The sequence below is a fragment of the Aeromonas oralensis genome (assembly GCF_049665575.1).
In the GTDB taxonomy this organism is placed as follows: Bacteria; Pseudomonadota; Gammaproteobacteria; order Enterobacterales; family Aeromonadaceae; genus Aeromonas; species Aeromonas hydrophila.
In genome coordinates this window covers 2,483,371-2,507,111 of record NZ_CP187186.1, presented here as the reverse complement: position 1 = coordinate 2,507,111, position 23,741 = coordinate 2,483,371, and the positions used below count along the sequence as shown (strand labels likewise).

At 63.2% G+C, this 23,741-nt stretch carries 15 protein-coding genes, 1 tRNA gene and 3 pseudogenes; 6 read left to right on the top strand and 13 right to left on the bottom strand.

Annotated elements, in window-relative coordinates; translation table 11 throughout:
* Positions 1-58: 58 nt before the first annotated feature.
* The 7 genes and pseudogenes from nrfC to ACPDZI_RS11725 all read right to left on the bottom strand — a co-directional run bounded on the left by nrfC (position 59) and on the right by ACPDZI_RS11725 (position 8,318).
* Positions 59-751, bottom strand: coding sequence for a cytochrome c nitrite reductase Fe-S protein (gene nrfC, locus ACPDZI_RS11755; RefSeq protein ID WP_016350544.1), 693 nt, complete (start codon positions 749-751; stop codon positions 59-61).
* Positions 748-1,362, bottom strand: a complete 615-nt coding sequence (nrfB, locus tag ACPDZI_RS11750) for a cytochrome c nitrite reductase pentaheme subunit (RefSeq protein WP_139707263.1) — start codon at positions 1,360-1,362, stop codon at positions 748-750. Before nrfB ends, nrfC begins: the two co-directional genes overlap by 4 nt.
* Positions 1,363-1,413: 51 nt before the next feature.
* Positions 1,414-2,860, bottom strand: a pseudogene (gene nrfA / locus ACPDZI_RS11745) (ammonia-forming nitrite reductase cytochrome c552 subunit).
* A gap of 605 nt (positions 2,861-3,465) precedes the next feature.
* A complete protein-coding gene (glpC, locus tag ACPDZI_RS11740) occupies positions 3,466-4,668 on the bottom strand; it encodes an anaerobic glycerol-3-phosphate dehydrogenase subunit GlpC (protein ID WP_438833159.1) in 1,203 nt (400 codons plus the stop codon).
* A gap of 51 nt (positions 4,669-4,719) precedes the next feature.
* The gene (glpB, locus tag ACPDZI_RS11735) at positions 4,720-6,000 is read right to left on the bottom strand and encodes a glycerol-3-phosphate dehydrogenase subunit GlpB (protein ID WP_011706292.1); all 1,281 of its coding nucleotides are present in this window, start codon (positions 5,998-6,000) and stop codon (positions 4,720-4,722) included.
* Entirely contained in the window at positions 5,990-7,669 is a 1,680-nt protein-coding gene (glpA, locus tag ACPDZI_RS11730; protein ID WP_438833158.1) for an anaerobic glycerol-3-phosphate dehydrogenase subunit A, read from the bottom strand. Before glpA ends, glpB begins: the two co-directional genes overlap by 11 nt.
* Positions 7,670-7,862: 193 nt before the next feature.
* Complete coding sequence (locus tag ACPDZI_RS11725) at positions 7,863-8,318, bottom strand: YchJ family protein (RefSeq protein ID WP_438833157.1); 456 nt, start codon at positions 8,316-8,318, stop codon at positions 7,863-7,865.
* Between the two features lie 131 nt (positions 8,319-8,449).
* Here ACPDZI_RS11725 and ACPDZI_RS11720 point away from each other — a divergent pair, with 131 nt between their 5' ends.
* The 4 genes and pseudogenes from ACPDZI_RS11720 (at position 8,450) to ACPDZI_RS11705 (ending at position 13,706) form a co-directional block, all read left to right on the top strand.
* Positions 8,450-10,117, top strand: a complete 1,668-nt coding sequence (locus ACPDZI_RS11720) for a methyl-accepting chemotaxis protein (protein ID WP_187268548.1) — start codon at positions 8,450-8,452, stop codon at positions 10,115-10,117.
* Between the two features lie 131 nt (positions 10,118-10,248).
* A pseudogene (locus ACPDZI_RS11715) lies at positions 10,249-11,461 on the top strand (ROK family protein).
* Positions 11,458-13,040 (top strand): annotated as a pseudogene (locus ACPDZI_RS11710) (ATP-binding protein). The pseudogenes ACPDZI_RS11715 and ACPDZI_RS11710 overlap by 4 nt, the downstream one beginning before the upstream one ends.
* Positions 13,041-13,706, top strand: coding sequence for a response regulator (locus ACPDZI_RS11705; RefSeq protein WP_017409571.1), 666 nt, complete (start codon positions 13,041-13,043; stop codon positions 13,704-13,706). It abuts the pseudogene before it with no gap.
* Positions 13,707-13,784: 78 nt separating this feature from the next.
* On the opposite strand, the gene ACPDZI_RS11700 is transcribed toward ACPDZI_RS11705, so the two are convergent.
* The 6 genes from ACPDZI_RS11700 to ACPDZI_RS11675 form a co-directional block, all read right to left on the bottom strand.
* Positions 13,785-15,317 carry a tripartite tricarboxylate transporter permease gene (locus tag ACPDZI_RS11700; protein WP_438833156.1) on the bottom strand — a complete coding sequence of 511 codons (1,533 nt, stop codon included), beginning with the start codon at positions 15,315-15,317 and terminating at the stop codon, positions 13,785-13,787.
* Positions 15,318-15,326: 9 nt separating this feature from the next.
* A complete protein-coding gene (locus ACPDZI_RS11695) occupies positions 15,327-15,788 on the bottom strand; it encodes a tripartite tricarboxylate transporter TctB family protein (RefSeq protein ID WP_076360873.1) in 462 nt (153 codons plus the stop codon).
* 42 nt (positions 15,789-15,830) lie between these two features.
* Positions 15,831-16,796 carry a tripartite tricarboxylate transporter substrate binding protein gene (locus tag ACPDZI_RS11690; RefSeq protein ID WP_438833155.1) on the bottom strand — a complete coding sequence of 322 codons (966 nt, stop codon included), beginning with the start codon at positions 16,794-16,796 and terminating at the stop codon, positions 15,831-15,833.
* 228 nt (positions 16,797-17,024) lie between these two features.
* Entirely contained in the window at positions 17,025-18,557 is a 1,533-nt protein-coding gene (locus ACPDZI_RS11685) for a transglycosylase SLT domain-containing protein (protein WP_438833154.1), read from the bottom strand.
* A 212-nt stretch (positions 18,558-18,769) separates the two neighbouring features.
* The gene (locus ACPDZI_RS11680; protein WP_011706282.1) at positions 18,770-20,455 is read right to left on the bottom strand and encodes an aspartate:alanine antiporter; all 1,686 of its coding nucleotides are present in this window, start codon (positions 20,453-20,455) and stop codon (positions 18,770-18,772) included.
* 774 nt (positions 20,456-21,229) lie between these two features.
* Positions 21,230-21,305: transfer RNA gene (locus ACPDZI_RS11675), tRNA-Asn, on the bottom strand.
* A gap of 135 nt (positions 21,306-21,440) precedes the next feature.
* Here ACPDZI_RS11675 and uvrB point away from each other — a divergent pair.
* Both uvrB and ACPDZI_RS11665 read left to right on the top strand, forming a co-directional pair.
* The gene (gene uvrB / locus ACPDZI_RS11670; RefSeq protein WP_438833153.1) at positions 21,441-23,453 is read left to right on the top strand and encodes an excinuclease ABC subunit UvrB; all 2,013 of its coding nucleotides are present in this window, start codon (positions 21,441-21,443) and stop codon (positions 23,451-23,453) included.
* Positions 23,450-23,719, top strand: a complete 270-nt coding sequence (locus ACPDZI_RS11665) for a YkvA family protein (RefSeq protein ID WP_076360870.1) — start codon at positions 23,450-23,452, stop codon at positions 23,717-23,719. Before uvrB ends, ACPDZI_RS11665 begins: the two co-directional genes overlap by 4 nt.
* The last annotated feature ends 22 nt before the right edge of the window (positions 23,720-23,741 follow it).

Here is a 23,741-nt window from a genome sequence, read left to right as displayed (position 1 = left end):
GATGGCGATCGGACAAATCCCCACACGAGGGAAGGGAAGTGAAACGCCTCTTGCATCGTCATGACTTTATCTCCCCTTTGGGCACGCGGTACATCTTGGGCGAGGTGCCGAGTGCCTGCTTGTAGCGATAGGTGGTCTCCTTCACCAGCCGTTTGGCGATGGGGCTGTCCGGGTCATCCAGATTGCCGAACACCAGCGCCTTGGTAGGGCAGGATTCCACGCATGCCGGCTCCTTGCCCGCCGCCAGGTTGGTCTTGCGGCAAAAGTCGCACTTGTCCGCCACCTTGGTCACAGGGTTGATGAAGCGCACCTGATAGGGACAGGCGGCCAGACAGTACATGCAGCCGACGCAGAGATCCGGGTTGACGTCGACGATGCCATCCTCTTTGCGGATATGGGAGGCACCGGTCGGGCAGACGTGCACGCAGGGGGCGTTGTCGCAGTGTTGGCAGGACTTGCGAAAGAAGTGGTACTCGGCATCAGGGAAGGTGCCGATGGGGCCGGAGCGGATGATCTCGAGGCGCGAGACCCCCTCTGGCACCTGATTCACCTCCCGGCAGGCATCCATGCAGGCGGTACAGCCGATGCAGGCCGTCTCGTCGTGGATCATGCCGTAGCGGACCCCGTCGATGGTCTGGCTGTGGGCGAGGGTGGTGGCAAGAGAGCGGGTGTTGGCACGAGCAGCCCCCGTCATCATGATGAGGGCTCCTGCGCTCATCCCCGCCATGAAGTGACGGCGAGAGCAGCTCATTGTGCCTCCTTGCCCGAGGTGGTGTTCGCCTTGGCCGCCTTGACGGCCTCATGCTGCTTGCTGTGGCAGTCGACGCAGAGCTTGATGCGGGACTTCTCCGGAATAGCCACCATGGGCTCCTTGGCCGGGTGCAGCTGGTGGCAGCTGGTGCAGGTGAGCTTGGTGGCGTGCACGTCGTGGGCCCAGAGCGCCTCGCGCAGCGGTTTGGGCTCGTGACAGCTCATGCAGACCCCGTTCTGCTCGGCGATGGGGTAGCTCTCGGTACTCTGTTTGTCCTTGAAGCTGTCGCTAAAGCGCATCACATCCTTGACCCCTTCCCTGTGTTTGGGGGAGGGCTGACCATGGCAGTTGGTGCAGGTGACCGGCGCCAGGTTGTTGGGGTTGGTCGCCTGGCCGTGTTTGCCGTGCATGCCGTATGCCTGCTCCTTGTGGCAGTCGGTACAGGCGGCATCGGGATTGCGCAAAAACTCCACCTCATGTGTAGCAGAGACAGGTGTGGCAGGGAGGGCCGCAGGCGCGCCGGCCGCATCGGCGGCCTGGCCCTGCAGGCTGGTCAGCAGCATGGCTGCCATCAGCATCAGTCGTAAGAAATCCATTGTTAAATCACCCATAGGAAGCCTCCATCCGGCTGCTGGCCCGACACTGCGGGCCCGCATGCCTCGTCATTGTGCGAGCCGTCCGGCCGCTTTGGCCTCGGCATCCCAGGCGGGGACTGTGGTCTTGAGGAACTGGGCCTTGTCGCTGTTCATCTGCTTCATGTCCATACCAAGAGCGGCCTGGGCCTTCTCCTTGCTGGAGATGTCAGGAATGGCGATTTCGTGGCTGATCCCCTTGGCGGCCAGCAGGCGTGCCAGCTTGGTGCGGGCATCGGCGGCCTTGTCCAGGGCGGTCCCCAGCATGCGCAGCGCCACTTCCGGGGCGTGCATCTGCACCCCGTGGGAGGCGATGGAGAAGTCCCAGCGCCATTGGGCGTGACGGATGTCCTGCAGAATGTCCTTCATCTCGGCCTCGGTGGCGCCGGCATCCCAGGCGGCCTTGGCTTCAAAGTGGGCGTGCACCAGTTGCTTCTCGACTTTGAGCTTGATCTCGGTGACGGCATCCTTGCGCTGCTTGACCACCCCTTGCAGCATCTCCTTGCTCTGGGTGTGGCAGTTGCGGCAGGTCTGGTCGAAGCGATCGAAGGGGTTGCCTACCTTGTGATCGGTGTAGACCTTGCCTTGCTCGTTCTGCACCTTGGGCATGTGGCAGTCGACGCAGGCGACGTTGTTCTGGCCGTGAATGCCGGCGCGCCAGGTCTCGTACTCGGGATGCTGGGCTTTGAGCATGGGGGTCTTGGAGAGGGCATGGGTCCAGTCAGCAAAGCCTATTTCATCGTAATACTGCTCCATCTGCTCAACAGTGGTGCCCTTGTCCCAGGGGAACTTCACCGCCTTGGTGGGGCCGCTGAAGTAGTACTCCACGTGGCACTGGCCGCACACCTGGGACTGCTGATCGAAGCGCCCCTGCTCTTTGAACGGCTTGCCGATGGCAGTCATGGCACGGTCGGCATAGGGACGGGAGAGGTGCAGGGCGGGTTTCCCCCTCCTTGAACTCTTTCGAGGCGGTATCGTGGCAGTCGGCGCAGCCGATGGTGTTGACGATCTCGGGGCCGCCTTTTGCCCACATCCCCTTGAAGTAGCCATCCTCACCCTTCTCGTCGATGACGCGAGCCACGTCCGGGCCTTTGCAGCTCCAGCAGGCCATGGGCAGCGGACCGTCTTCGGCGGTCTTGGGGGCGCCGGTACGCAGGGTTTCCCGCACGTCGGTCAGGGCATAGAAGTGGCCGCGCGGCTTGTTGTAATCCTTGGAGAAGGGGTAGCCGGCCCAGAGCACCACCATCTGCGGATCTTCCGCCAGGGCGTCGGTGCGCTCCTTGCTCTCGCTGGTGCCTTTCCAGCTGGTGAACTGATCGGCGTGATCCTTGGCGAACAGCTCGCTGCGCGCCTCGATCTTGCCCTTGGGTTGTGCCTCGTCGGCCGCCTGTGCCCAGCCGCTGGTGCCAAGGCAGGTGGTAAGCAGCAGGGCGGCGAGGCCCAGCCTGGTCTGTCTGTTGTGTGAACTCACGATCATCACTCCCAAATCGATCTCATTGCCAAGCCTGACCGTTCCATCCTGGATGTGGGCATCAGCCCCCGCACTAGGCAGGAGCAGGCAGGCCGATTAATTGTTATTAGTGAATAAAACCCATGTATTTATGCGATTGCTCGAGCTGGATATTACCAAATGGGTAAAACGAATGATGATTTATCGGGAGCGGGATTGCGCTAGATCAATTGTCGGAGCAGGCAACAAGCGGAAATGAGATCCCGGTTAAATTATGAGGAAACTCAACTTATTGCATCATTGTTAACGCGGTGCACCATGCACCGTGGCGGCCATGGCCCGCCAGCCCGTGTCCCGCAAGGGGATGCAACTAAGATCGCTTGCCTTCTATCCATTTGGAGATAAGAAAAGCAATGTGAATAAATATGCTGTTGTGTCGGAGCTAAAGGGGAGGGAATGGATCCTGTTGGTTGCCGGATTCAATCAGTGAGCTGCTCATGGGGACCATGGCTCATTCGAGCGATGCACCAATAAAAAGAGCCGGCACTTGCCGGCTCTTTTTCTATCTGGTTTTTGCCGAGCGGGCCCTCAGGTGGATGGGGGGCTCGCAAGCGGATATGGACGTGCTCATCTCAGGCCAAGGCTTTGGCCAGCAGGTGAATGGGGTGTTCACAGCAGAACGGCGTGCTCATCTCGATCTGCCACTTGCAGGTTTCGCAGTCGGTGATGACCAGATCGGGCTTGAGCCGGTTTATCTGATCAAACAGCCCCTCGCCAATGGCCTGACTGGTCTGGTAGTTCTCCGACTTGAAGCCGTAGGTGCCGGCGATGCCGCAGCACTGGGAGTCCAGCACGGTCACCTTGACACCGGGGATGGCGCGCAGCAGCTCGAGGGTATAGATGACGCCGCCCATCTTCTCCATGTGGCAGGGGGTGTGGTAGGCGATGTGCAGATTGAGCGGCTTCATCGCCGGCTTGTTGCCCTTGTAGAACTCGTTCCACAGGAAGCGGGTCACCAGCGAGATGCGATCGCGCACCTTGTGGTTGTCCTGCTCCAGCAGGTGGGGATATTCGTCGCGCAGGGTGAAGCCGCAGGTGGAGGAGGTGGCCAGCAGCGGCATCTCGTTGCCGAGCAGGGTGTTCTCCAGCTGTTTGATGTTGAAGGCCGCCTGCTGCTTGGCCTTGTCCATGAAGCCGTTGGCAATCAGCGGCACGCCGCAGCACTTCTCCCGCTCCAGCAGTTGAACGCCGATGTTCATGGCGTTGAGCACCTGCACCAGCTCCTTGCCGAGCTGCGGGTGGTTGTAGTTGACGTAGCAGCCGTGGAAGTAAGCGATTTGGCGCTCGAAGCGGGCCTGACCCGCTTTCTGTTTCTTGTACCAGCCGCGGAAGGTGCCCTGGGAGTATTTGGGCAGATCGCGGTGGGAGGAGACCCCCAGCGCCTTGTCCAGCACCAGCTTCATCGGCTTGAGGCCGGTGGTGAAGTTGACCACCGGGGCCATCAGGGTGGACATGCTGCCCATCAGATCGGTGTGGGAGAGCACGAACTCGCGGATCCCCGGTTTGAAGCCGCTGTACTGGTGCTTGGCCTTGGCGATGATGTCGCCGATGCGCACCCCGCTCGGGCAGGCCACTTCGCAGCGCTTGCAGTTGGTGCAGTATTTGAGGGCGCTGTCAAAGAGCTCGGGGCTCTTGATGCGCAGCCGCTCCCCATCCGGACCCGCCTGCTTGGGGCCGGGGTAGGCCGGGTTGGCCTTGGCCACCGGGCAGTAAGCGGTACAGACGGTGCATTTAATGCACTGATCGAAGGTTTGGTTGGCATGATCCAGTAGCATGTCAGTTCTCCTCCCGTTGGGTGTGAAGGCACGGGATATGGGACAAAATCATCATTGGGCTGAACTCAAAATGTGACCGGCAGCCTGCCAGCCGGTGGCAACTGCCACGCCTGAGCCGGAACCTTCTTTAATGGGGTCATAGTGCGCCAGCACGCTGCCGGCGCCGTAGAGGTTGGTGAGCGGCTTGCCGCCACGCAGCACTCTGAGCTTGTCGTCGGTCTTGACCCCGAAGCCCATGAAGGGGTGGTGGTCGAACAGGCGACGGCCGGCCCAGGCGTCCCGCTCGGGCAGGCTCAGTACGTCGGCGTTGAAGATGGGCTCGCGAATGCCACGCAGGCGCGACTCCAGCCCGCGGCTGAAGAAGCTGCCGGAGGCGAGCACGAAGTGGTCCGCCTCGAACAGCTGATCGTCGCCATTCTGGCTGTGCACGCCAATCACCCGATCGCCCTCGTAACGGGCGCCCAGCACCCGCTCGCTGGTGAGGAAGGTGCCGCCAAGGGCCATGAAGCGGCGCTTGAGCGCCTCCTGCATCCGCATGCCGATCAGTGACGGCGGCATGGTGGCCACCTCCTTGATGATGCAGCCGGTGCGCTGCTCCAGCTCCGCCAGACGCGGGCCGACCAGCCCGAGTGACAGGCAGGCGGGCAGCACCAGGTGATGGCAGCGTGGCTCACCGCTCTCTTGCACCAGGCGGCTGATCTCGCGGGCCAGATCCGTCAGCAGGTCACGCTGGCCATTGCCCTGCTTGTCGAACAGGCGGGCGATGTCGGCGGAGCGAAACTCGTGGGGATTGCGGCTGAACTCGGCCAGCTGGGGCAGGCGGAGCTCCCCGGTCAGGATGCGGCAGTGGGCGAAGCGGGTGTGGGTCGCCAGGTTGGCAGCCGCGAGCTCGGGGTGAAAGTCGCGAAATCCCTCCAGAGTGGCCAGCAGGATGGCGTCGGGGGCCGGCGCATCGGTCACGCAGGCGCAGGTGTCGGGGGAGAGCCAGGTGGCTTTGAGGGTGCCGATGGGGGTCAGCCGCTGGTGGTTGCGCTCCTGGCGAAACAGCGGCAATCCCTGCGCGGCGCAGTGGCGCTGCAGATCATCGAGGCTCGCCGCGATATGGGTCAGCCCCACCTTGTTGTAGGGATGCTCGGGGTTGGCGGCCATGAAGGCGGGCAGGGCGGCGCGGGGATCCCCCTCGCTCTCCAGCAGATCGACCGAACCGGAGGAGAAGTGCAGGGCGCTCTGGCCGGAGGCCATCAGCAGGGTCTTCTGGCCGGCCTCGGCCAGGCGCAGGGCCGCCGAGAGGCCCGCCATGCCGCCGCCGATCACGATGCTGTCAAATTTCATGGCTGCGCTCCTTGGTGGGATTTGCGGTGCTGGTATCGAGCGGGAAGGGCGGCTCGGCCACCAGGTGGGGGGCCGTCCACTCGCCAAGGCCGAACAGCCCCTCGTAGATCCAGTAGGTAAATTCGGCTTCGCGCAGGGCATCGCCCCACAGCACCGGCCGGGTGCCCTTGTAGCGCTCCTCCAGGAACTGGCGCAGCATGACGCAGGCCTGGCGGCCGTCGGCCTTGCCATACTCCTGCATCAGGCCGGCGGCACGATAGGCGCACAGCTCCCCCTGACAGGGGCCCATACCGAGGCGGGTGCGGCGGCGCAGATCCACCAGGTTGTCCACATCCAGCTCGCGCAGGGCGTATTCGATTTCACCTGCGGTGACCATTTCGCACTCGCAGATGAGGGCGTTGGCCTTGGGATTGTCGCGGAAGAAGGCGATGACCCGCTCGCCATGGCGGTACTGGGCCGAGCCTTCGGCAGGCACCGAGAGGCCGGGGGCGGAGACCTTCTCCGGATCCCGCGAGCCGGGCAGGCTCAGTTCGGCGGTGCGGCAGGGCTTGTTGTTGCCCAGCTTCTTGGCCAGCAGATCGGTGGCCCATTCGGCCATCAGCCGGTAGGTCATCAGCTTGCCGCCGGTGATGGTGTTGAACCCCTTGAGGCCGTCACGTTCGGCGTGATCCAGCAGCACTATGCCGCGGCTGATGTTGCGGCCCGACTCGTCGCCATCCACCGCCACCAGCGGGCGAACGCCAGCGTAGGCGCGCAGCAGACGGGTGCGAGCCATGATGGGGGCGAGCTTGATCCCCTCGCGCAGCAGCACCTCCACCTCTTCGGGCTCGACGGTGAGCTGGTCAATCTTGTGGTAATCGATGCGACTCGACGTGGTGCCGATGAGGGAGATGGTATCGCCCGGCACCAGGATGTCCGCGTCCGCCGGTTTGCGTGCGCGGTTGAGCACCAGCTGGTTGATACGGTAATCCATGATGAGCAGGGAGCCCTTGGCCGGGAACATGCGGATGCCGAGATCGGCGTATTCGCAGATCTGCTGGCCCCAGATGCCGGCGGCGTTGATCACCTCTTGGCACTCCACCTCGAACGCTTCGCCGGTGCGGGTGTTGATGGCCTTGACCCCGTGCACTCGATCCTGGGTGCGCAAAAGCCCCAGCACCTTGCTGTGGGTGAAGATGCGGGCGCCGTGCTCTTTCGCGTCCAGCACGTTGGCGGCAGCCAGACGGAACGGATCGACCGTGCCATCCGGCACCTGGATGGCGCCGATCAGCGCCGGGTTGACGTTGGGTTCGAGGCGCAGCGCATCGGCGGGATCCAGCTGGCGGGCGTCAATGCCCGCCAGGGCGCAGGCGTCCATGAAGGTATTTTGAAAATTGATGTCATCTTCCGGCAGGGTAATGAAGAGGCCGCCGGTGTCCTCGACGCAGTGGCTGGCGATCCGCTTGAGGATGCGGTTCTCCTGAATGCACTCGCGGGCGGACTCCTGATCCGTCACCGCGTAGCGGGCGCCGGAGTGGAGCAGGCCGTGGTTGCGGCCCGTGGTGCCGGCGGCGATGTCGTCCCGCTCAAGCAGGATGCAGTCGATGCCGCGCAGTGCGCAATCGCGCATGATGCCGGCTCCGGTGGCGCCACCCCCTATGATGACGACTTGTGTGGTTATTCTTTTCATTCTTGCCCGTCTCATCTCTTCCAGATGGTGCCAGTGTGGCCTGTCTCTGGGTGAAAATGTTTGATATGGACCAAGTTAATGTTCGCAAACGCTCAAGATCAGGGGTGTTAATGAGCAAATTGTGATTGTTGTCACACTCCAGCAACAGCAGAGGGGGCCGCCGGGCCCCCTCTGTCGACACGAGTCACGGCGCTCAGCCGCAGCACTTCTTGAACTTCTTGCCGCTGCCACAGGGGCAGGTGTCGTTGCGACCCACCCGCAGCGGCGCCGGATCCTGCTCGCCGTCGGTGTAGACCCAGCGCTCCTGATGGCGCACGAAGCGGGAGCGCTCATGCAGGCAGTGGCGCTCCTCACCCTCCATGAACCAGGCCTTGAACTCCACCATGCCGAGGGTGTCATCGGGGCCGCCCTGGCTGGCGATGATCTCGAGCCCATCCCATTGAGTGTCGGTCTGGGCGAGCTGCTCCGCAGTCAGATCCCCCAGATAGTCAGGGTGCCAGCTGTGCACCAGGTACTCCCCCAATCCCAGCACGAAGGCGCTGTAGCGTGAGCGCATCAGCTGCTCCGGGGTCTGGGCAGCGTCTCCCCGATGCAGTGATCCACAGCACAATTCGAGAGAAAGAGTTGAACCGCAAGGACATTTGTTCATGTGTCTGGCCATCAGAGTCGATAGATATGGAGGGCGGGGATTGTAGCGAAAGCGGGTCCCCGTCGACCAGCATCCTATACTGGTCTGGTAGGAACGGAACGCCCATAAAAATAGCTGCAAGGATGTGAAAGATGACGCTAAAGCAGAAAATTCTGTTGTTGGGAGCCGTCCCCGTGCTCCTGATGGCCCTGGTGGTCAATCTCAGCAACTACATGATTTCAAAGAGTGACCTGGAAGCCGATCTGGTGGTGGCGCGAGAAAATGCCATCAAGGAGCGCAAGGCGTTGCTCAGCAGCTACCTGATGCTGGCCAAGACTGCCATCGATGCCGTCTACAACCAGCCGGACAGCCCGGCGGTGCGCAAGCAGGTGACCGAGCTGCTGCGGCCGCTGCGCTACAGCAGTGACGGCTACTTCTTCGTCTACGACTTTCAGGGCAACACCATACTGCTCCCGCCCCGTCCCGAGATGGAAGGCAAGAACCGCTGGCAGGACAAGGATGCCAAGGGCAAGCTGCTGATCCAGGAGATCGTCAAGGCGGCGCGTCAGGGAGATGGCTTCTCCGAATACTGGACCGCCAAGCCCTCCATCGGCCGGGATGCGCCCAAGCTCTCCTTCAACCTGGTGCTCGACAAATACCAGTGGGTCATCGGCACCGGCTTTTATATCGATGACATCGACCACGAGCTGGCGGCGCTGCGCACCGAGCGTGAGAGCAACATGCGTGACTCGCTGCAGAGCAGCGTGCTGCTGATCCTGGTGATCCTGGGGGTGACCCTGGCTGCCACCGTGGTGATCGGCAACCGGGTCACCCGGCCGCTGGCGGATGCGGTCTCGGCCCTCAACGACATCGCCGACGGGGAGGGGGATCTGACCCAGCGCCTCAAGGTGCAGAGCCATGACGAGATTGGTCAGCTGGCCACCGCCTTCAATCGCTTCGTGACGCGGATCCAGTCGGTGGTGAGTCAGGTGGGGGAGACCAGCAATCATCTGTTCAGCGCGGTGGAGAAGCTGCACCACCTGAGCGAGCACTATGACCATCAGATGCACGGTCACAGCCGAGAGACCGATCAGGTGGTCACCGCGGTGACCGAGATGAGCTCCACCGCCCAGGAAGTGGCGGCCAGCGCCTCCAACGCGGCGACCGCCACCAGCGATGCGGCGCGCGAATCCGATGCCGCTCGCGGCGTGGTGGGCACCGCCATCAACAGCATCAACCGGCTGGTGGGCGAGGTGCACACCGCCTCCGGGGTCATCGAGCAGCTGGCGCAGGAGACCGCCAAGATAGGATCCGTGGTGGAGGTCATTCGCGGTATTGCCGAGCAGACCAACCTGCTGGCGCTCAACGCCGCCATCGAGGCGGCCCGGGCCGGCGAGCAGGGGCGCGGCTTTGCGGTGGTGGCGGACGAAGTCCGTTCGCTCGCCGGTCGCACCCAGCAGAGCACCAAGGAGATCAACGAGATGCTGCAACGCCTGCAGGGCGGGGTGAAGCAGGCGGTGGACGTGATGCAGGCGAGCGAAGAGCGCAGCCAGGAGACGGTGCAGGAGGCGAGCCACATCGCCACTTCCCTCGACAGCATGGTGATGGCAGTCAGCACCATCAACGACATGAACATCCAGATAGCCACCGCCGCCGAGGAGCAGCACGCGGTCTCCGAGGAGATCAACAAGAACTTGGTGGCCATTCAGCAGATCGTCAGCGAGCTGACCGACGCGGCGGTCGAGTCCAACAGCACCACCCGCGATCTCGCCAGCACCGGCGACAAACTGCGCAAGCTGGTCTCCCAGTTCCGCTACTGATGGGATGACAAGAGGGGGATGTCCCTCACAAGATGCGGCCTGAACCCCGGTTCAGGCCGCACTTTATTTGGGGATTGACCAATAATATGTGAAAATTGCCCCCCTCTGTGTCAGCACTTGCCCCGTACCCTATGAATGAGATCGTGAAAGGCAGTATCGATTTGATCCGTCAGCTCAACTATGGCCTGGTCTATGCCAGCCTGGAGGAGCACAAGGAGCTGTCCCGTACCGATCTCTCCCGCTTGACCGGCCTCTCGCCTGCCAGCATCACCAAGATCACCCGCGAGCTGCTCGACGGCGGTCTGGTGGTCACCTGTGGCGAGAGCTCGGTGGGGCGCGGTCGCCGCCAGACCCTGCTGCGTATCAACGAGCGCCGCTTCCAGTTTCTCTCCATGCGTCTTGGCCGCGGCTATGTGGACATGGCGCTGTTCGATCTGGCCGGCCGCTCGCTCGCCCGTCATCGCCATGTCTTCAGCGAAGGGGAGCGCGCCGACCTGCTGGCCAGTCTGGTGCGGGCCATCGAGGGCTTCTTGCCCAAGAAGGCGCTGCGCCTCGCCTGCATCGCCCTCTGCCTGCCGGGGCAGGTGGAGCGCCACTCCGGCATGGTCAAGCACTTTCCCTTCTACGATCTGCGCAACTGGCCGCTCGGTCCCACCCTGCAGGAGGCCTTCGCGGTACCCGTGCTGGTCAGCGGCGACGTGCGCACCTGGATCCAGGCCGAACGTGAGTGGGGGGCCGCCAGGAACTGCGCCGATGCGGTACTGGTGTTTGTGCACAACGACATCGGGGTCGGCATGGTGGTCAACGGCCAGCTCATCGAGAGCGAGTCGGCCCTGCTCGGCGATCTCAGCCACCTGCAGCTCGAACCCTACGGTCAGCGCTGTTACTGCGGTGGCTTTGGCTGTGCCTGCACGCTAGTGACCAATCAGGCGCTCGAAGCCCAGTACCGGGATCTGCGCGAGCGGATGCAGGAGTACGATCTGCCCGAGAGCGTCACCATCCGCGAGCTGTGCGAGCTGGCGCTGGCGGGCAACAGCCTCTGCCAGGACATCCTCCATCAGGCGGCGGGGCGGCTCTCCCGGGTACTCTCCAACCTCATCTGCCTGCTCAATCCGGGCAAGCTGCTGCTGGGGGGCGAAATCACCCGCGCCGATCGGCTGCTGTTCCCCATGCTGCACCAGTCGCTGGCAAGCCAATTGCCGGCCCGAATACCTGGTGCGGCTGCAGATTGAATCCACCCACTTCTACGAAGACCCCACCAAGCCCACCTCGGTGCAGGTGCACAAGGCTCTGCGCGACGGCAGCCTGCTGCTCGACTTGTTGCGAGGCGACAAGGAGGCATGAAGCTGGGGTTGCAAGGACGCATCCTCCTCATGCTCTGTCTGGTCAGTCTGCTGCAGCTGGTGCTGCTGAGCGGGGCCAGTTACTACTATGTGTCCGAGCAGCGCTACCGCGAGGTGGGGGATCAAGCCCTCGACGTGGCGCGGCTGGTGGCCCGCGAGCCGGGCGTGCTGGCCGGGGTGAAGCGGGCCGATACTGCCCGTCTCAATGTGCTGGTGGAGCGGATCCGTGCCGAGGTCGGTGCCAGCTACATCGTCATCGGCGATAAAGACGCGCGCCGGCTGGTGCACCCCAATGCGGATCGCATCGGCCAACCCATGATGGGGGATGATCCGAGGCGGGCGCTGCAGGGGGAGGCCTACATCTCCCGCGCGCAAGGGTCCCTTGGGGTCTCGGTGCGCGGCAAGAGCCCCATCCGCGATGAGCTCGGCCAGATCATCGGGGTGGTCTCGGTCGGTTATCTGGTGCGGGATATCGAGGCGGACCTGCAGGGTTTTCTGCGCTTCGGCCTTGCCATGACCCTGCTCATCGTGCTGCTCAACAGCCTGGCCGCCGCCTGGCTGGCCCGCCGTTACAAACGTGCCATCCTTGGCTTTGAGCCCGAGCAGATCGGCCGCCTCTATGCCGAACTCGACTGCACCCTGCGCAGCGTGCGCGAGGGAATCCTCACCATCGACGAGCAGGGCCGGCTCACCTCCCTCAATCCCAATGGCATCCGCTTGCTGCGCCTTGACGAGCAGACGGCCCGGGCCGCCATCGGCCAGCCCGTCACCCGGCTGCTGCCGGAGAGTCGCATGCTCTCCCTCATTCAGGATCCGCGTCCCCAGTTTGACGAGGAGATAGTGCTCAACGGCCAGTCCCTCATCGTCAACCGGCTGCCGCTGGTGCGCGATGGCAAGCTGATCGGCGCGGTGTCGAGCTTTCGGCGCAAGGACGAGCTGGCCGAACTGAGCGCCCAGCTCTCTCAGGTGCAGGCCTACAGCGATCTGCTGCGGGTGCAGACCCACGAACACCATAACCAGCTCGGCACCATCGCCGGGCTCATCGAGCTCGGGGCCACCCGCGAGGCGCTCGCCTTCATCGGGCGGGAGGCAGCCACCGAGCAGAGCCTGCTGAGCTTCCTGATGAGTGCCATCGCCAAGCCCAAGGTGGCCGGCCTGCTGCTCGGCAAATACCACAGGGCTCACGAGCTGGGGCTGGTGCTGGAGGTGGACCCGGATTCCCGCCTGCACGACATTCCCCTTCGCGTCAGCGGCTCCCAGCTGGTGACGGTACTGGGCAATCTCATCGACAATGCCTTCGAGGCGACCCGTCGCCACGGCGCCCCCTACCAGCCGGTGAGGGTGGCGCTGAGCGATCTCGGCCAGGATCTGATCCTGGAGGTGGAAGACGGGGCGGGGGGATCGATCCCGCGCTGGCGGATCGCCTGTTCGAGCGGGGAGTCAGCAGCAAGGCGGAGCCGGATCACGGCATCGGCCTCGCGCTGGTTCGCAAGACCCTGGATGCCCTGCAGGGGCAGATCACCATCGAAGCCACGACGCAGGGGAGTTGCGTCGTCTGTTACATTCCCAAGGAGGTGTGAGTGATCAAGATCCTGATCGTCGAGGATGACCCGGCCATTGCCGAGATCCACCGCCGCTTCGTGCAGCGGCTGGCGGGGTTCGAGGTGCTGGGGGTGGCGCTCACCCTGTTCGATGCCAGAGAGCAGATAGAGATCCTCAAGCCCGATCTGGTACTGCTGGACGTCTGGCTGCCCGATGGCGAGGGCTTTGCCCTGCTGCGGGAGCTGCGCCAGGCGGGAGCTTCCCTCGACGTGATACTGCTGACTGCGGCGCGGGAGGCCGGCGCTCTGCAGGAGGCGATGCGGCTCGGGGTGGTGGATTTCATCCTCAAGCCCGTGGTGTTTGAGCGGCTGCGCGATACCCTCGACAAATATTGCCAAAGCCGCGCCGCCCTGGCGGCGCTGGCCGACATCGACCAGCAGGCGGTGGACGCCCTGCTGGGGACGCCGTTGCAGCAGGTGGCAGCGGGCGGCCTGCCCAAGGGGATCGACGGGCTCACCCTGCAGCGGGTGCTGGCGGCGCTGGGGTCACAGGGGGCCAGCGCCGAGGAGATCGGCGGCCGGGTCGGGGTGAGCCGCACCACGGCGCGCCGCTATCTGGAGTTTCTGGTGGGCCAGCAGCTGGCGAGCCCGGAGCTGGAGTACGGCACCGTGGGCCGGCCGGAGCGACGTTATCGCCAGCCCTGAGCGGGATAGCCACCCATCTCGTCTTGCCAATAAAAAGAGCGCCTGTCGGCGCTCTTTTGCTGTGTGAGATCCGTCAACTCAGCTCGGTTCGGATTGCAGTGTAGCTGCCGGTGTGCGGCGCGCCTGCCACCACTGCCACACCGGTAACAGCAGCATCACCAGAGTGACCAGGGTGAAGGCGAGGGTGATGGGGCGCTCCCACAGGAAGCTCAGGGAGCCGTCGTTGATCACCAGGGCCCGGCGCAGGTTGTCCTCCAGCATGCCCCCCAGAATGAAGCCGAGCAGCATTGGCGCCATGGGGAAGTCCAGCAGGCGCAGGCCGATGGCGATCAGCGCCACCAGCGCCATCACATAGATGTCCATGGTGTTGAAGGAGACCAGATAGACCCCGATCAGCGAAAACAGCAGCACCATGGGGATGAGCACGGGGCGTGGCACCTGCAGGATCTTGGCAAGATAAGGGATGAGCGGCAGGTTGAGGATCAAGAGCACCACGTTGCCCAGATACATGGAGATGATCACCGACCAGAACACGTCCGGGTGCTCCATGAACAGGCGCGGGCCCGGCTGGATGCCGTAGGCAATGAGGGCCCCCAGCATCAGCGCCGTGGTGCCGGAGCCCGGGATCCCCAGAGTCAGCAGCGGCACGAAAGCCCCGCTGGAGGCGGCGTTGTTGGCCGCCTCCGGGGCGGCAATACCGGTCAGGCTGCCCTTGCCGAACTCCTCCTGCCTGCGCTTGCTGGCGAAGTTGCGCTCGGCGCCATAGGCCATGAAGGAGGCGATGGTGGCACCGGCCCCCGGCAGTACGCCGATGAGAAAACCCATCACCGAGGAGCGGGCGATGGGGGGCGCTATCTCTTTGACCTCGTCCCTGCTCAGTTTGAGAGAGCCGAGCTGCTGGATCTTGCGTGCTTCCTCCTTGCTGGTGTCCTTGCCCGGGCGCAGCACCGTCATCAGGATCTCCGCCAGGGCGAAGGTGGCCATGGCCAGCAGCAGGAAGGAGAAGCCGTCGCGCAAGTCCGGCAGGCCGAAGGTGAATCTGTCCACCCCGACGCTGCGGTCGATGCCGACGGTGGAGAGCATGATGCCGAACAGCGCCATGATCAGCGCCTTGAGCACCTGGCCCTTGCCGGCAAAGGCCGCCACCGCCGAGAGCCCCAGCACCATGAGGGCGAAGTAGTCCGCCGACTGGAACGAGAGGGAGACATTGGCCAGCAGCGGCGCCGCCACCATCAGGAAGATGGCAGACAGGGTGCCGCCGGTGAAGGAGGCGTAGGCTGCGATGGCCAGCGCCTTGCCCGCCTGCCCCTTGCAGGCCAGCGGATAGCCGTCGATGGCGGTGATCATGCTGGCGGAGCAGCCCGGGGTGTTGATCAGGATGGAGGAGGTGGAGCCGCCGAACATGGAGCCGTAATAGACCCCGGCCATCAAAATGATGCCGGAGGCGGGATCCAGCCCGTAGGTGATGGGGATCATCAGGGCGATGGCGGTGACGGGCCCAAGGCCCGGCAGCATGCCGATGAAGGTGCCGACGAAACAGCCGACGATCACCATGAAGATGTTGATGGGCATCATGGCGGTGCCCAGTCCTTGCAGAATGCCGTCTAACATGAGTTCTCCTTATCCCAGCAACTGGGTGAACAGCCGGCCCGGCTCGAGGTAGACGTTGAGCCCCTTGGTGAGTAGGGCCCAGAAGATGAGGGTGAACGGCAGGCTCACCTTGCAGGCGAAGGCGAGGCTCTGCTCGCCCATCAGCCGGATCCCGCTGATGAGAAACAGGGTGGTAGCGACCAGAAAGCCGAGCCAGCCAAGGGCCAGGCCGTAGGCCAGCATCAGCAGCAGCAGGGCGAACACCAGCCGCCAGTTGCCGCTCTCCCGTTGCAGCCGCTCGCCGCCCGGAAAGCAGATCAGCAGCAGGGAGAGCAGGGCGCCGGCGCCGGCCAGGGCATAGGGCAGGGTGCTGGCGGTAAAGGGTTCATATTCGTCCCCGGGGTAGCCGGGGATCTGGGTGGCGTGATAGCCGTAGGCGAGGGAGAGCAGCAAAAACAGCAGCCCCCCGAGTCGCTCCTTGGTCAAATGCATGGGATGACTCCGATGGGTGGGCCAGGCCCGCCGACAGTGGAATTATTTGATGAAGCCGAGTTCGCGCATCAGGCCGCCGATCTGCTGCTCCTGCTGGATCAGAAAGGCGGTGAACTCGGGGCCGGCCTGATAGAGATTGGTCCAGTTGTTGCGGGCGCGGACCGTTTCCCACTCCGGCTTGTCATACATCTGCTTGAGCAGGGCGGCGAATTCGGCGGATTTTTCGGCGCTGACGGTGGGGGAGGCGAAATAGCCGCGCCAGTTGGCAAATACCGTGGGGTTGCCCTGCTCGCTGAAGGTGGGCACCTCGCTCGCATCCGGCATCCGGGTCGGGGCCGTCATGCCGAGGATCCGTATCTGGCCCGACTTGACCGCCTCCATCGCCTCGCCAAAGCCGGTGGAGAGCACCTGGGTTTCTCCTGCCAGCACCGCCGCCATGGCGCTGCCGCCGGCGTCATAGGCCACGTAGCGCAGCTTGCCGGCATCAGCCCCGGCATTCTTGAAGGTCATGGCGGCCACCAGATGATCCAGGCTGCCACGGGCGGAACCGCCGGCAATCTTCACCTTGGCGGGGTTCTCCTGATAGGCGGCCAGCAGCTGGGGCCAGCTCTGATAGGGGGAGTCCAGCGGCACGGCCAGCGCCTGGTAGTCGGCGATGATGGCGGCTACCGGGGTGAGATCCCGGAACGATTGCGGCAGCTCCTTGGAGAGGGATTTGACGATGATGGGGGTGGAGTTGACCATCAGGGTCTTGTCGGACTGGGCCGAGGTCTCGATCAGGTGAGCGATGGCCTTGGCACCGCCACCGGCCGAGATGTTCTGGTAGGAGGCGGTGGTGATGAGGCCGGATTTGGTCAGCGCCTCGCCGGTGCCGCGGGCGGTGTTGTCCCAGCCGCCGCCGGCGCCGCCCGGAATGAGGAAGTGGATTTCGTCGATCTTGGCCTGGGCGCCGAGGCTGGCGCCCAGCAGGCAGCAGAGCAACGTGCGTTTGAGGGTTCCTTGCAACATGGTGTTCTCCTTGTGATTGTTGCAGGAAGGTTAATTAATCGTGATTGGTCGGCAAACAATCTGACCGTAATGGCTATTAAGGCTGTTGTGGTCATTGTGTTCATTCTGGTCACGATGGGGCGAGGCTGGGCTATGGCGGGGCTGAAGGGGGCCGGAATACTGCGGTGACGGCTGAAAAGGCGCGAGGCTCCCCGTCAGACGGGGGTGCCTCGCGGATGACGGGTTGGCTTATCCCTGTGATGCGGACGCGGCGGAGACCTGGTCGCTACCGGGGCCCTGCTGCTTGATGGCCTCGGCCGCCTGTTGCCTGCGCTGCAACTGCTCCATCACCAGCTTGTAGGCGATGTAGTACTTGTAGATGTTGCCGACGTAGGTGACGGTTTCGGGCCCAATCTTCTCCGCCGCCACGTACTCGACGTTGTGAAACCAGACGTTGGGATCCAGCCCCCGCTTCTTGGCCTCGGTGCGCAGCCGTGCCGCCCGGGCGGGGCCGGCGTTGTAGGAGGCGAACGAGAAGAGTGCCTTGTCGAGGGGTGTCATGGGCTCGTCTGCATAGTAGTGGTCGATCATCCAGCGCATGTATTTGACGCCGCCGTGGATGTTGGGCTCGAGCTGGCGGATGTCGCCCACTTTGAGCCCCTTGCCGGTGGCGGGCATGATCTGCATGATGCCGATGGCGCCGACGTGGCTGCGCGCCTTGTGATTGAGGGCCGACTCCTGATAGCCCTGGGCCGCCATCAGCAGCCAGTCCACCTCGTATTTCTCGCCATATTCGCGAAACAGATCCACCACCTGCAGAAACTTCTGGCGCTCGGCATCGGCGGCGGCGCTCTTGACGAACTTGTTCTGCTTGAGATAGCGGGCCAGGATGGCGTCGCTGCTGTGTTTGCCGCGCAGGGCGGCTATCTGTTCATTGAGCATGGCCAGCAGTTGCGGGCTCTCCTTGCGCACCGCCCAGGCGATGACCCCCCCTTGCCGGAACACTGGCTGCTCATGGATGCGGATGGCGGGGAAGATCTTCTGCCAGAACCGGGCCTTGTGTTCGTCCATGACGATGAAGGGCAGCAGGCCGGCATTGACCATCTCCACCAGATCTTCATCCTCCAGCGCCTCCGGGGCCGGCTGGATGTCGACAAGCGGCTCTCCCGCCGCCTTGCGCGCCTGGTTGTAGGCCGTGAGGCTCTCGAAGTAGCTGGAGGAGGGGCGCACATAGACCCGTTGGCCGGCCAGATCGGTGGCGCTCTCCACCTTGGGGGAGGCCGGCCCCGAGATGAGCAACTCCCGCACGTTCTGCAGCAGAGGGTCGGTAAAGAGCACCCCCTGCAGTTTGCGCCGCTCGGTGATGGTGAGGTTGGCGGCGGCGATGTCGCCCTTGCCCGCGATGAGGGCTTCCAGCAGGGCCTCGCGCGCTACCGGGATGAAGACCAGGTGCAGCTTGAGATGGCGCTTGAGGCTCTTTTGCTTGCGCAACTGCTCGTTGAGCCGCTTCTCCACCTCGATGAAGGCGTCGTAGGTGACGCCCCGCTGCACCCCCTTGTAGATGAAATAGCCGGTCTTGTTGTAGGTGGTGAGCACCCGGATGGTGCGCCGTGCCAGCATGGCATCGAGATCGCCAAGCAGGGGCTGGGCCAGCTGGTCGCTGCTGAAGGCCAGGGCGGCCGGCTCGGAGTCGGCCGCCTCTGCGGGGGAGGTTTGCGCTGCGGTGGCGGCCTGCAGTGGGCCGCACAGCAGCCAGCCAAGAAGGATCCATAACCGTATCATGACGATGCCCTCGTGCGTTTCATTGAGTGTAAGCGGCATGGGGCGGGCGCTTTAGCTCATTGGGTTTGGTCGGTGAGGGGCACATAGCACGAAAGGCCCTATCCGGCGGGGGCGAGGCGATGGGGCTTAGGCGAAAAGGAGAGAGGCATGAACGAAAAGGGGATCCATAACGGCCCCCTTGAGTTGGTGTACTTGGTGCGAGATCGTCGGTGCTAGAACCAGAAGCCGATGATGAAGGAGCCCGCCAGGGTCAGCATGACGTTGGCCACCGCATAGGTGCCGGCATAGCCGAGCGCCGGGATGGAGCTATTGGCCGCCTCGTTCACCACGTCCATGGCCGGGGCGCAGGTGCGGGCCCCCGTGATGGCGCCGAGCAGCAGGGCCGGGTTCATCTTCAGCACCCAGACCCCGAACAGGTAACCCACCAGCACCGGCAGGGTGGTCACCAGCATGCCGGAGAAGAGCACCACGGCACCGACCTGGCTCAGGTGATCCAGAATGCCGCCGCCGGCTTTGAGGCCGGTGCTCACCATGAATACCGCCAGACCGAGATCCTTGGCCAGACGCAGGGCGCCCGGCGGCACGTAACCGACCGTGGGGTGGTTGGCGCGCAGGTAGCCCATCAGGATCCCCGCCAGCAGCAGGCCGACGGCGTTGCCCAGCCCAAATTCGAGCTGGCCAAATACCAGGGAGACGGAGCCTATCAGCAGCCCCAGCACGAAGAAGGTGGTGAAGGCCACCAGATCCGTGGTCTGGCTGTGGATGCTTATGAAGCCAATTTTGTTGGCCAGCAGCTTGACTCGCTGCTTCTCGCCGCTGATCTGTAGTACGTCGCCCTTTTGCAGCATGATGTTGCGATCGAACGGCATCTCGATCTGGGAGCGCACCACCCGGTTGAGGAAGCAGCCCTTCTCGGTGAGGTTGAGCTCCACCAGATGGCGACCCACCACCGCATCGTTTTTCACCACTATCTCTTCGGTGACGATCTGCAGGTCAAGCAGGTTGCGGTCGAACACCTCCTTGCCGTTGCGGTAGTTGACGTCGAGCTTCTCGTGACTCTCGGGGTAACCCACCAGGGCGATCTCGTCTCCTTCCTGGATGACGGCGTCGCCATCCGGGCTCGCCAGGATACCGTTGCGGCGGATCCGCTCCACGTAGCAGCCGGTATGAGGGTAGATGCCGGTCTCGCGCAGGGTGCGGCCGCCAATCCAGGCCGCCAGCTCTGGGCCGACCCGGTAGGCACGGATGATGGGCAGGTAGGTCTTGCGGCTCTCGTTGTCGGAGAGGCCGCGCTCTCGGGCGATCTTCTGCGCCTCGGTGTTGAGGTCGAGCCGTGCCAGCGAAGGCAGGTAGCGCACCACCAGCATCAGGCCGACCAGGCCCACCAGATAGGTGAGTGCATAGCCGATGCCCATGTTGTCGAGCACCGACTGCATGTCGGTCTGATGGGGCAGGTTGAGCAGGCCGCTGCGCAGGGCATCCTGTGCGCCCACCAGCGCCGGGGTCGAGGTGAGCGAGCCGGCCAATATGCCGGCCGCCATGCCCGGCCCCAGGTTGAAGAACTTGGCCAGCCCCACGGTGAGGAAGAGGGCGGTCAGCAGGATCACCAGGGTGAGGGTGATGTAGTGGATGCCGTCACGCAGGAAGACGCTGAAGAAGTGCGGCCCCGCTTCTATCCCCACGCAGAAGATGAACAGCATGAAGCCGACGTTCTCCGTGGTGGCGGTGAATTCAAAACCCATCTGGCCGAACAGCAGGGCGGTAAACAGCACGCCGATGGTGTTGCCGATCTGGAAGTTGCCGAACCTGACTTTACCGAGCAGCAGGCCGAAGGCCAGTACCACGAACAGCAGCAGGGAGTCGCTTTGATGTAGCAGTGTCACAAAATCTATGGTCATGCCCGGAAAAACCGAGGAAAAAAGTGGGGCCGATATTGTGCCGGATCCCTCACCAATAAAGAAGCGTCAAAGGAGGATTAATCGGCACTAACCCGCCATGCGACCCGCCTGTGTGAGGGAAACTGCGGGGCGGGTCTGGTGATGACCTCTATTTCCCTCTGTCAGCACCGCTGTCAATTAGTGATTCCTGCTATCTGTGATCCTCGTCTTTCCGCTCTGCTTGAAAATTTATTCTCTGCTGTTTGGCTGGGCGGTTTCCTGGTTTTTCAGCACATCTGACTGAAGGGGGGGCATGAGTCCGTGAGCCGATCGGTGGATGTCGAGAGGGAGTGACCCATGTTGTGCGGGATGGCGAAAAGATATCTGCAAAAGGCATCTGTCGGCGGCGATGGCAACCCATTCAGGTGGGCGCTCAAAAACAGCAGAAAATCAGGTCGGCAGGGAAAAACATCGCCCGTCGCTGGCAATAGCCTGCCAGCCTAGGCCGTCATTGGCTTTGCTCTACTTACCCACAGAATCTGTGGATAACCCTGTTTATGAAACTTGGTGATCAGGCTGTATCCCGCGCCAATACTGGGCTGCAAGGACTGTTCAAAAAATACCTGAGATAAATTGTTTCTATAAAAATCAAATAGTTAGGCGCGGCAGAACAAAACGCTGCCGTGGCGGATGTGGAATCAAAAGGGAGGTGTCACCGCGGGATGCGGCTTGTGCATTAAAATTGGCAGAGGAAAGCACTAAAGTGGATAACTTGCACCGAGATGGTGAGGAGATTGGCTCCCCCGACTGGACTTGAACCAGTGACATACGGATTAACAGTCCGCCGTTCTACCGACTGAACTACGGGGGAACATCAGGCAAGGAGGAGCATCATACAGAGGTCGTATTTCGAGGTCAATAGCCGCTTCTTCCGGCAGAGTGGATACCCAGCCTACCCCATCTCGGAGTACACTTCTGCTCTTGCGTTTTTTTGCCGGGAGTCGTCATGAGCAAGTTATTCCAGCTGGCCAGCCAGTTTCAACCCGCCGGGGATCAGCCAAGGGCCATCGCCCAGCTGCTCGATGGCATCGAATCCGGCCTTGCCCATCAGACCCTGCTCGGGGTGACCGGCTCGGGCAAGACCTTCACCATGGCCAACGTCATCGCCACCCTCAATCGCCCCACCATGATCCTGGCTCCCAACAAGACCCTGGCGGCCCAGCTCTATGGCGAGATGAAGGAGTTCTTCCCCGACAACTCGGTGGAGTATTTCGTCTCCTACTACGACTACTACCAGCCCGAAGCCTATGTGCCGACCACTGACACCTTCATCGAGAAGGATGCCTCAATCAACGATCACATCGAGCAGATGCGGCTGTCGGCCACCAAGGCACTGCTGGAGCGCCGTGACGTGGTGATCGTCGCCTCGGTGTCGGCCATCTATGGTCTGGGAGACCCGCAAGCCTACCTCAGCATGATGCTGCACCTGAAAGTGGGGGACCTGATCAATCAGCGGGATATCCTGCGCCGCCTCGCGGAGCTGCAGTACACCCGCAACGACATGGCCTTCCAGCGCGGCACCTTCCGGGTGCGGGGGGAGGTGATCGACATCTACCCCGCCGAATCGGACAAGCTGGCCCTGCGGGTGGAGCTGTTTGACGAGGAAGTGGAGCGCCTCTCTCTGTTCGATCCGCTGACCGGCGCCATCGAGCAGACGGTGGTGCGCTACACCATCTATCCCAAGACCCACTATGCCACCCCGCGCGAGACCATTTTGGGGGCCATCGAGCACATCAAGGAGGAGCTCAAGAGCCGCCGTGAGCAGCTGTTGTCGCTGGGCAAGCTGGTGGAGGAGCAGCGCATCAGCCAGCGTACCCAGTTCGACATCGAGATGATGCAGGAGCTGGGCTACTGCTCCGGCATCGAAAACTACAGCCGCTACCTCTCCGGCCGTGCGCCCGGCGAGCCGCCGCCCACCCTGTTTGACTATCTGCCGGGGGATGGCCTGCTCATCATCGACGAATCCCACGTCACGGTGCCGCAGATCGGCGCCATGTTCAAAGGGGACAGATCCCGCAAGGAGACCCTGGTGGAGTACGGCTTCCGGCTCCCCTCGGCGCTCGACAACCGGCCGCTCAAGTTCGACGAGTTCGAGGCGCTGATGCCGCAGACGGTGTTTGTCTCGGCCACCCCCGGCCCCTACGAGCTGGAGAAGTCCGGCGGCGATGTGGTGCAGCAGGTGGTGCGCCCCACCGGCCTGCTCGACCCCGAGATCGAGGTACGGCCGGTCACCACCCAGGTGGACGACCTGCTCTCCGAGATCCGCAAGCGGGTGGCGGTGGAGGAGCGGGTGCTGGTCACCACCCTCACCAAGCGGATGGCGGAAGATCTGACCGAATACCTGGCGGATCACGAGGTGCGGGTGCGTTATCTGCACTCGGACATCGACACCGTCGAGCGGGTGGAGATCATTCGCGATCTGCGCCTCGGCAAGTTCGACGTGCTGGTGGGGATCAACCTGTTGCGGGAGGGGCTCGATATGCCGGAGGTCTCGTTGGTGGCGATCCTGGATGCGGATAAAGAGGGTTTCCTGCGTTCCACCCGCTCCCTTATCCAGACCATTGGCCGGGCGGCGCGCAACCTCAACGGCAAGGTCATTCTCTACGGGGATACCATCACTAATTCCATGCAGGTGGCGATCGAAGAGACCGAGCGGCGCCGCGCCCTGCAGCATGCTCACAACCTCGGACATGGCATCACCCCGACGGGGCTCAACAAGTCGGTGGGAGATGTGATGGACATGGGAGGCAGTCGCAGTGCAGGCAAGAGCGGGCGGGGCAGCCGCAAGGCCGCCGAGCCACAAGGGGAGTACCATGCTCGTTCCGCCAGCGAGATCAGCAAGGAGATCAAGCGGATGGAAGAGCAGATGTTCCAGCATGCACGGGATCTGGAGTTCGAGCAGGCGGCTGCGCTGCGAGACCAGATCCAGCGGCTGCGCAACGAGTTGATCGAGAGTTGAGTGCCTTGCCGGGTGCCCGACGCTGGCTGATCTGGCGGCGTCTGCGCCGCCTCTATCGGGGTTTTCGTCACCCCGATACCCCCTGGTGGGCCAGGGGGCTGGTGATCCTGGTCCTGCTCTACGGCATCAGCCCGCTGGATCTCATCCCCGATGTGGTGCCATTCGTTGGCTGGCTCGACGATGCGACCCTGCTGCTTATTCTGCTGTGGGGTTGGGAGCGTTGCCTGCCGCCGCAGGTGCGCCACGAGCTGGAGGTAAAGCTGTAAGTTACTGTCTCTGCCACCATTT

Coding starts and splice junctions, on each gene's coding strand:
- nrfC (WP_016350544.1), bottom strand. CDS start 751: ATGAGCTGCTCTCGCCGTCACTTCATGGCGGGGATGAGCGCAGGAGCC.
- nrfB (WP_139707263.1), bottom strand. CDS start 1,362: ATGGGTGATTTAACAATGGATTTCTTACGACTGATGCTGATGGCAGCC.
- glpC (WP_438833159.1), bottom strand. CDS start 4,668: ATGCTACTGGATCATGCCAACCAAACCTTCGATCAGTGCATTAAATGC.
- glpB (WP_011706292.1), bottom strand. CDS start 6,000: ATGAAATTTGACAGCATCGTGATCGGCGGCGGCATGGCGGGCCTCTCG.
- glpA (WP_438833158.1), bottom strand. CDS start 7,669: ATGAAAAGAATAACCACACAAGTCGTCATCATAGGGGGTGGCGCCACC.
- ACPDZI_RS11725 (WP_438833157.1), bottom strand. CDS start 8,318: ATGAACAAATGTCCTTGCGGTTCAACTCTTTCTCTCGAATTGTGCTGT.
- ACPDZI_RS11720 (WP_187268548.1), top strand. CDS start 8,450: ATGACGCTAAAGCAGAAAATTCTGTTGTTGGGAGCCGTCCCCGTGCTC.
- ACPDZI_RS11700 (WP_438833156.1), bottom strand. CDS start 15,317: ATGTTAGACGGCATTCTGCAAGGACTGGGCACCGCCATGATGCCCATC.
- ACPDZI_RS11695 (WP_076360873.1), bottom strand. CDS start 15,788: ATGCATTTGACCAAGGAGCGACTCGGGGGGCTGCTGTTTTTGCTGCTC.
- ACPDZI_RS11690 (WP_438833155.1), bottom strand. CDS start 16,796: ATGTTGCAAGGAACCCTCAAACGCACGTTGCTCTGCTGCCTGCTGGGC.
- ACPDZI_RS11685 (WP_438833154.1), bottom strand. CDS start 18,557: ATGATACGGTTATGGATCCTTCTTGGCTGGCTGCTGTGCGGCCCACTG.
- ACPDZI_RS11680 (WP_011706282.1), bottom strand. CDS start 20,455: ATGACCATAGATTTTGTGACACTGCTACATCAAAGCGACTCCCTGCTG.
- uvrB (WP_438833153.1), top strand. CDS start 21,441: ATGAGCAAGTTATTCCAGCTGGCCAGCCAGTTTCAACCCGCCGGGGAT.